Origin of the sequence: Streptomyces sp. P9(2023), assembly GCF_032436795.1 — a bacterium.
Classification (GTDB): domain Bacteria; phylum Actinomycetota; class Actinomycetes; order Streptomycetales; family Streptomycetaceae; genus Streptomyces.
Genome location: NZ_JAUPWM010000811.1, coordinates 1 through 239, shown reverse-complemented (window position 1 = coordinate 239; position 239 = coordinate 1). Strand labels below are relative to the sequence as shown.

Annotated in this window: 1 protein-coding gene; it reads left to right on the top strand. The window is 50.2% G+C overall.

What is annotated here, in order from left to right; all coding sequences use genetic code 11:
• Nucleotides 1-46: 46 nt before the first annotated feature.
• Nucleotides 47-239 (top strand): hypothetical protein (locus Q5762_RS39535; RefSeq protein ID WP_315897152.1); only part of this gene is annotated, 193 nt, incomplete at its 3' end.

Sequence of the window (239 nt, the reverse complement as noted above, 5' to 3'; positions counted from 1 at the left end):
AATAATTGAGCGCATCAGCACTGCAAGCCAGCCGACAGGAACTTAAATGGCGCAAGACTTTACCGATATTGACAGCGAAGAGCTGGACGGGCTTATCCAGCGAGTGCACGAGGCAAAGGAGCACGACTTAGCACTGAGTGCGGAAGATTGCCACATCTTGTTGAAGGCATTAAAGACGCTGGCTGCCTTGCAAGAGCGTCTGTCTGACAACGATATCACCCTGCATAAATTGCGTAAGT